The sequence below is a fragment of the Streptomyces sp. NPDC096012 genome (assembly GCF_040426375.1).
In the GTDB taxonomy this organism is placed as follows: Bacteria; Actinomycetota; Actinomycetes; order Streptomycetales; family Streptomycetaceae; genus Streptomyces.
This window is the reverse complement of record NZ_JBEOTD010000019.1, coordinates 137,782-144,593: the sequence shown is the minus strand read 5'-3', so window position 1 is coordinate 144,593 and position 6,812 is coordinate 137,782. Positions and strand designations below refer to the sequence as shown.

At 72.2% G+C, this 6,812-nt stretch carries 5 protein-coding genes; 4 read left to right on the top strand and 1 reads right to left on the bottom strand.

What is annotated here, in order from left to right:
• Positions 1-2,413, bottom strand: a 2,413-nt coding sequence (locus tag ABVB68_RS20030) for a transglycosylase domain-containing protein (protein ID WP_353602441.1), incomplete at its 3' end; no start/stop codon positions are given.
• Positions 2,414-3,443: 1,030 nt separating this feature from the next.
• Between ABVB68_RS20030 and ABVB68_RS20025 the strand changes: the two genes are divergently transcribed.
• Genes ABVB68_RS20025 through ABVB68_RS20010 form a run of 4 tightly spaced genes read left to right on the top strand, consistent with a single transcriptional unit; the run spans position 3,444 to position 6,780 of the window.
• Positions 3,444-4,244, top strand: a complete 801-nt coding sequence (locus ABVB68_RS20025; protein ID WP_353602433.1) for an ABC transporter permease — start codon at positions 3,444-3,446, stop codon at positions 4,242-4,244.
• 37 nt (positions 4,245-4,281) lie between these two features.
• A complete protein-coding gene (locus ABVB68_RS20020; RefSeq protein WP_503006200.1) occupies positions 4,282-5,058 on the top strand; it encodes an ABC transporter permease in 777 nt (258 codons plus the stop codon).
• A 3-nt stretch (positions 5,059-5,061) separates the two neighbouring features.
• The gene (locus ABVB68_RS20015; RefSeq protein ID WP_353602431.1) at positions 5,062-6,030 is read left to right on the top strand and encodes an ABC transporter ATP-binding protein; all 969 of its coding nucleotides are present in this window, start codon (positions 5,062-5,064) and stop codon (positions 6,028-6,030) included.
• A 9-nt stretch (positions 6,031-6,039) separates the two neighbouring features.
• The gene (locus tag ABVB68_RS20010) at positions 6,040-6,780 is read left to right on the top strand and encodes a DUF1707 SHOCT-like domain-containing protein (protein WP_353602430.1); all 741 of its coding nucleotides are present in this window, start codon (positions 6,040-6,042) and stop codon (positions 6,778-6,780) included.
• The last annotated feature ends 32 nt before the right edge of the window (positions 6,781-6,812 follow it).

The window sequence follows — 6,812 nt, the reverse complement described above, 5'->3', positions numbered from 1 at the left end:
CGGCACCGCCGGCCGCGGTGCCGCCGGTCGCAGTGCCGCCGGTCGCGGTGCCGCCGTCGGCGGTGCCGGTGCCGCCGTCGGTGGCCGCACCGCCGTCGGCCGGGGTCCCGGTGGCGCCGCCGTCGGTCGGGCTCGGCGTCGTACCGCCGTCCTGGCCACCGCCGGTGGCACCGCCGGTGGTCTGGCCGCCGTCGGTGCCGGGCGTCGCCGTGCCGGTGGCGGGCGGCTCCTGGACCCGGTCGGCGCCCGGCTGCAGCTCCAGGTCGAAGTCGCTGACCGGCTTGCCCTGCAGCGCCGCGCGCGTGTACTGGGCCCAAATCTGGGTGGGCGGGCCGCCACCGTTCATACGGACCTGGCCGAGGGCGCCGTACAGCGGCTTCTGCGCGGCCGTCACCGGGTCCTGGCCCATGACGGCCACCACCGTGGCCAGGTCGGGGGTGTAGCCCGCGAACCAGGCGGCCTTGTCGCTCTCGGCGGTACCGGTCTTGCCGGCCGCCGGACGGCCCGCGGCCCGGGCGGCCGTGGCGGTGCCGTTGTCGACCACGCTCTTCAGCATGGACGTGGTGGTGTCGGCGGCCTCCCGGCTGACGGCCTGCTTGGCCGGATCGTCGGGCAGCTTCAGGTCCGAGCCGTCCTTGGCGATCTTCTCGATCATCGTGTACGTGCCGTGCTTGCCGTGGTTGGCGAGCGTGGCGTACGACTCGGCCATGTCCAGCACACTGGCGGTGGCGGTGCCGAGGGCGATGGACGGGGACGGGTAGAGGTCCGGGGTGCCGGAGGGGATGCCCAGGTCCACGGCGGTCTGCTTGACCTTGTCCGGGCCCACGTCGGCGGCCATCTGCGCGTAGACGGAGTTCACCGACAGATCGGTGGCCTTGCGGACGGTGATCGGACCGTACGAGCGCTGGTCCTCGTTCTCCGGGTTGTACGGCGCTCCGCTCCAGCCCTGCACGACCCGCTTGTTGGTGCCGTCGTAGACGGTGTTCGGGGTGATCGTGCGGCCGTCCTGGGTGGTCGAGCCGTTCTCCACCGCGGAGGTGAACACGAACGGCTTGAACGTGGAGCCGACCTGGTAGTCACCGCGGGTGGCGCCGTTGGTGTACTGCTTCACGTAGTCGATGCCGCCGTACATGGCGACGACCTTGCCGGTCTTGGGGTCGACGGAGGCGCCGCCGGCCCGGACGTAGGTGTCGGCCTTGCGGTTCTTCTTGTCCAGCTTGGAGATCAGCTGGTCGTCGACCGCCTTGACGAAGGCGTCCTGCCTGCTCTTCTGGATGGTGGTCGTGATGCGGTAGCCACCCGCCTCCAGCTGGTCGCTGTCGACGATGTGGTTGCGGGTCAGGTACTGCTTGACCGCATTGACGAGATAGCCGCGCTGACCGGACAGGCCGGTGGAGATCGTCTGCTCCCTGGGCATGGGGAACTTCAGGCCGGCGCGCTCGGACTCGGAGAGCCAGCCCTTCGTGACCATGCCGTCCAGGACGTAGTTCCAGCGGGCGAGGGCCGCCTTCTTGTTCTCGGGGTGGGCGACGACGTCGTACTCGCTGGGCGCGTTGACGAGCGCGGCCAGGTAGGCGGCGCGGGCCGGGTCCAGGTCGGCGGCGTCCTTGCCGTAGTAGGCCTGGGCGGCGGCCTGGATGCCGTAGGCGTTGCGGCCGAAGAAGCTGGTGTTGAGGTAGCCCTCGAGGATGTGGTCCTTCGACTCCTGCCGGTCCAGCTTGATCGAGATGAAGAACTCCCTGGCCTTGCGGGTGACCGTCTGCTCCTGGGCCAGGTAGTAGTTCTTCACGTACTGCTGGGTGATCGTGGAGCCGGACTGCTTGCCCTTGCCGGTCGCCGTGTTCCAGCCGGCGCGCAGCATCGCCTTGGGGTCGATGGCGGACTCGGTGTAGTAGTCCCGGTCCTCGGCGGCGAGGACGGCGTGCTGGGCGGCCTTCGAGATCTGGGCGAGGCCGACGCTCTCGCGGTTGATGTCGCCGTCGCGGGCGAGCTGGGAGCCGTCGGCGTAGAGGAAGACGTTGTTCTGCTTCATCGCGAGGGCGTTGGCCGGCGGGATCTTGACCATCGAGTAACCGAGGAAGAACAGGCCGATGAGCAGGAGTATGCCGAGCACGAAGGTGCCGAGCACCATGCGCCAGGTGGGGAAGAGCCGGCGCCAGCCCCTGCGCTTGGGGCGCTTGGGCTTCTTGCCCTTTCCGCCGCCCGCGGGGGCGGGGTCGGCCGGGTCGTTCGAGGCGGCGGCGAGAGCGGCGGTCGCGTCCTGCGGGGACCCCGCCGGCTCAGAGCCCTGCCGGGGCACCGTGACGCCGGGTGCGGAACCGGTACGGCCCTCGGGACCGTGACCACCGGTACGGCTTCCGGCCCCGGGACCACCGGTGCGGCCCCCGGCGCCGATACCGCCCGCGGCGCCCATGGCACCGGCGGCGGACGCCGAAGCTCCGCCGGCAGCACGGGACGCGCCGGCGGCAGCGGCAGCACCGGCGACAGCGCCAGCACCGGCGGCGCCGGCCGCCTGGGCGGTGCGGCGGGGGCCGCCCTGACGGGGCGCGGTCGTCCTCGGCGTACCGCCGGTGGCGTTCGGTTCCGCGGCCGAGGCGGACGTGGCGGGGCCACCCGGCTCACCGGCGGCGGACGTGGCGGGGCCACCCGGCTCGCCGGCGCGGGGTGCGTTGACGCGCCGGAGCACCTGCGTGGTCTCCGGCGCGTTCTTCTCACCGGCCCCCTGGGAGCCGGTGCCCGACTGGCCCGACTGCGGCGTGATCCGCCGGAGGACCTGGGTGCTCTCGGCCGACTGCGGCGAACCGGAGCCGACGGGCCCCTGCGGCTTCCCACCGGCAGGAGGCCCGGCGTCGGCACCGGAGTTCCTGCCACCCGTCACCGCGCCGGACGCGGAAGCGGACGTCGTCCGGTCCTGGGCCGGGCGGCCCTGCGGGGACGAGGGGGTGACACGGTCGCCGGGCTCAGCACGCTCTCCCGACCGGGCGGCCCCGGTGCCGTCTTCCCGGGCGGCCTCGGTGTCACCCTCGCGGGCGGCCCCCGGGTCACTCCCGCGGGTGTTCGTGGCGTCGGGCCGTTCCGTCGCCGCCCGCCGGTCTCCCCCCTCGGCCTCGCCCTTCTCCTCGTGCCTCTCGGCGGCCCTCTCCGCACGGCCCCCCGGGGTCCCGGGCCCTTCAGCCGGCAGCGGCTTTTCCGGCGCAACGCCATCCTTCGGCTGCTGCGGCTGCGGCTCGTCGCTCATGTCGTGCACGGACTCCTGTTTCGCGTCGTACGCTTCCCGTACGCCTCGTACGCCTTCTGCGCCCCTGATGGAAGACTCTCGCACCCGGTGTTCCGTTCCCGGATTCCGGCACGCTTCCGTCACGGAAAATGCGTGGCCGGCCGCCGGGCCTCCGGACTAGGCTCCTGCGCTTCGGTGCCGAGCGGTCTCCAGGAGGTCGACTGTCGTGGGCGCGGGACGGTTGTACGCGGCCGTCGCGGTAGGGGGATTCAGACGGTACGCGACGTATCGGGCCGCCACCGCGGCAGGGGTGTTCACGAACACCGTCTTCGGGCTGATCCTCGTCTACACCTATCGCGCGCTGTGGGATGAGAAGCCGCACCTGGGCGGGTGGGACCAGCCGCAGGTCGTGACCTACGTGTGGCTCGGGCAGGCGTTCCTGTCGACGCTCGCGATCGGCGGCGGGGGCGTCGAGGCCGAGTTGATGGAACGCATTCGTACCGGGGACGTGGCGATCGACCTGTACCGGCCCGCCGATCTGCAGCTGTGGTGGCTCGCGGCGGACCTGGGGCGGGCGTTCTTCCAGTTGCTGGGGCGGGGCCTCGTCCCCTTCGCCTTCGGCGCCCTCTGCTTCCCGGTGTACCTGCCCACGGACGCGGGGACCTGGCTCGCCTTCGGCGTCGCCGTGCTGCTGGCGATGCTCGTCGGCTTCGGTATCCGGTTCCTGCTGGCGCTCAGCGCCTTCTGGCTGCTGGACGGCACGGGTGTGTCGCAGATCTCGATGCTGGCCGGGTATTTCTGCTCGGGCATGCTGCTTCCGCTGAACGTCTTCCCGGGGGTGCTCGGCGAGGTCGTGCGGGCGCTGCCGTGGTCCTCGCTGCTGCAGGCGCCGGCCGAGATCCTGCTGGGGCACGCGGATCCGCTCGGCACGTACCTGTTCCAGGGGGCGTGGGCGGTGGTGCTGCTGGGTGCCGGGCGGCTGCTGCAGTCGGCGGCGACGCGACGGGTGGTGGTCCAGGGTGGGTGAGCCCGGCCGGGCCGCGGAGGGCGTGCGCGCGTACCGGATGATCGCCGCGATGTGGATCCGGTCCACGATGGCGTACCGGACCTCGTTCGCGATCAGCACGCTGGGTAATTTCGCGGCGACCTTCTTCGACTTCGTGGCGATCATGCTGATGTTCTCCCGGGTGGACGCCCTCGGCGGCTGGTCGCTGCCCGAGGTGGCCTTTCTCTACGGCCTGTCCGGTACCGCGTTCGGGCTGGCCGACCTGGTGATCGGCTCGATGGAGCGGCTCGGGCGGCGGGTGCGGGACGGCACCCTGGACACGCTGCTGGTGCGTCCGGCGCCGGTGCTGGCGCAGGTGGCGGCGGACCAGTTCGCGCTCCGGCGGCTGGGCCGGGTGACGCAGGGCGTGCTGGTGCTGGGCTGGGCGGTCGCCCGGCTCGACGTCGACTGGACGCCGCCGAAGCTGCTGCTGATGCCGGTGATGGTGGTGAGCGGCTGCGGGATCTTCTGCGCGGTCTTCGTGGCGGGGGCGGCCTTCCAGTTCCTGGCGCAGGACGCGTCGGAGGTGCAGAACGCCTTCACCTACGGCGGTACGACGCTGCTGCAGTATCCGCCGTCGTTGTTCGGGACGGAGCTGGTGCGGGGGGTGACGTTCGTGCTGCCGCTGGCCTTCGTCAACTGGCTGCCCGCGAGCTACGTGCTGGGGCGGCCGTATCCGCTGGGGCTGCCCGAGTGGGTGGCGTTCGCGCCTCCGCTCGTGGCGGTGGCGTGCTGCGCGCTGGCGGGGCTGGCCTGGCGGGCGGGACTTCGTTCGTATCGGAGCACAGGGAGCTGACGGATGGCGGACGGCGACTTCATCGCGCTGGAGGGTGTCGAGAAGGTCTTCGAGGTGCGGAAGAAGACGGGGTTCCTCAAGCGGGAGCGGCGTGCGGTGCGGGCGGTCGACTCGCTGTCGTTCAGCGTGCCGCGCGGGGAGATGGTCGGCTACATCGGGCCGAACGGGGCGGGCAAGTCGACGACGATCAAGATGCTGACCGGCATCCTGACGCCGAGCGCGGGGCGGGTGCGGGTGGCGGGGATCGATCCGTCCCGGGAGCGCAGGCGGCTCGCGCACCGGATCGGGGTGGTGTTCGGGCAGCGGACCACCTTGTGGTGGGACCTGCCGCTGATCGATTCGTACCGGCTGGCGCACCGCATGTACCGCATTCCGGACGCCCATTACCGGGAGAACCTGGACCGGCTGGTGGAACTGCTGGACCTGCGCCCCCTGTTGGACGTGCCGGTGCGGCAGCTGTCGCTGGGGCAGCGGATGCGCGGGGACATCGCGGCGGCGCTGCTGCACGATCCGGAGGTGCTCTACCTGGACGAGCCGACGATCGGCCTGGACGTCGTGTCGAAGGCCAAGGTGCGCGGCTTTCTGCGGGAGCTGAACGCCGAGCGGCGCACGACCGTCCTGCTGACCACGCACGATCTTCAGGACATCGAGCAGTTGTGCTCGCGGGTGATGGTGATCGACCACGGACGGCTGATGTACGACGGCCCGCTCGCGGGACTGCACGAGGCCGGGGAGAGCGAACGGACCCTGGTGGTGGACCTGGAGCGGGAGCTGGAGCCGGTGGAGGTGCCGGCGGCGCGGGTGGTGAAGGTGGAGGGGCCGCGGCAGTGGCTGGCGTTCCCGGCGGGGCAGTCGGCGGCGCCGCTCGTCGCGCATCTGGCGGCCCGCTATCCGCTGGTGGACCTGTCGGTGCGGGAGCCGGACATCGAGGCCGTCATCGCCAAGATGTACGCGGAGAAGGCGGTCTCGTAGGCTGCCGCCATGACCGACGACGCAGTCCCGGATCTCCGGGCGTCCGACGCCGACCGCGAACGGGTGGCCGAAGTCCTGCGGGACGCCGTGGCCGAGGGCCGGCTGGACATGGAGGAGTTCGAGGAGCGGCTGGAGGCGACGTACAAGGCGCGCACGTACGGCGAGCTGGCGCCGCTCACCCGCGATCTGCCGGCCTCCGGCGCCGTGCCGCCGGCTCCCGTCTCCTTCGTCAAGGGGGCTGCGGGCAGCGGCGGTTGGGCGGAGCGGATCGTCGACGGCGAGGGGTCCTCGTCCGGCGCGATCGCGATCCTGTCGGGGTTCGAGCGCAGGGGCCGCTGGACGATGCCCCGGCGGTTCAGCTGCTTCGCCTTCCTGGGCGGCGGCGAGATCGATCTGCGGGAGGCGAACTTCGCCGGCCGTGAGGTCACGATCAACTGTGTGGCGATCCTGGGTGGGTTGCAGGTCGTGGTGCCGCCGGGTGTCGAGGTCGTCGTACGCGGCATCGGTGTGATGGGTGCCTTCGAGCACCCCCGGGACGACGGACCGCCCGAGCCGGGCGCCCCGCGGGTGGTCATCGGCGGTTTCGCGTTCTGGGGCGGGGTCGGGGTCGAGCGCAAGGCCACCCGGGTGGAGCGGCAGCGGCTGAAGGAGGAGCGCCGCCGGGAGAGGCTGGAGCGCAGGGAGTACCGGCACGAGTTGCAGCGGGGACGGCGCGCGGAGCGGGAGCGGCGGCGGGGCGAAGAGTACTGAGAGCCGGGGCCGGGTGCGGGTGCGGGTCCGTC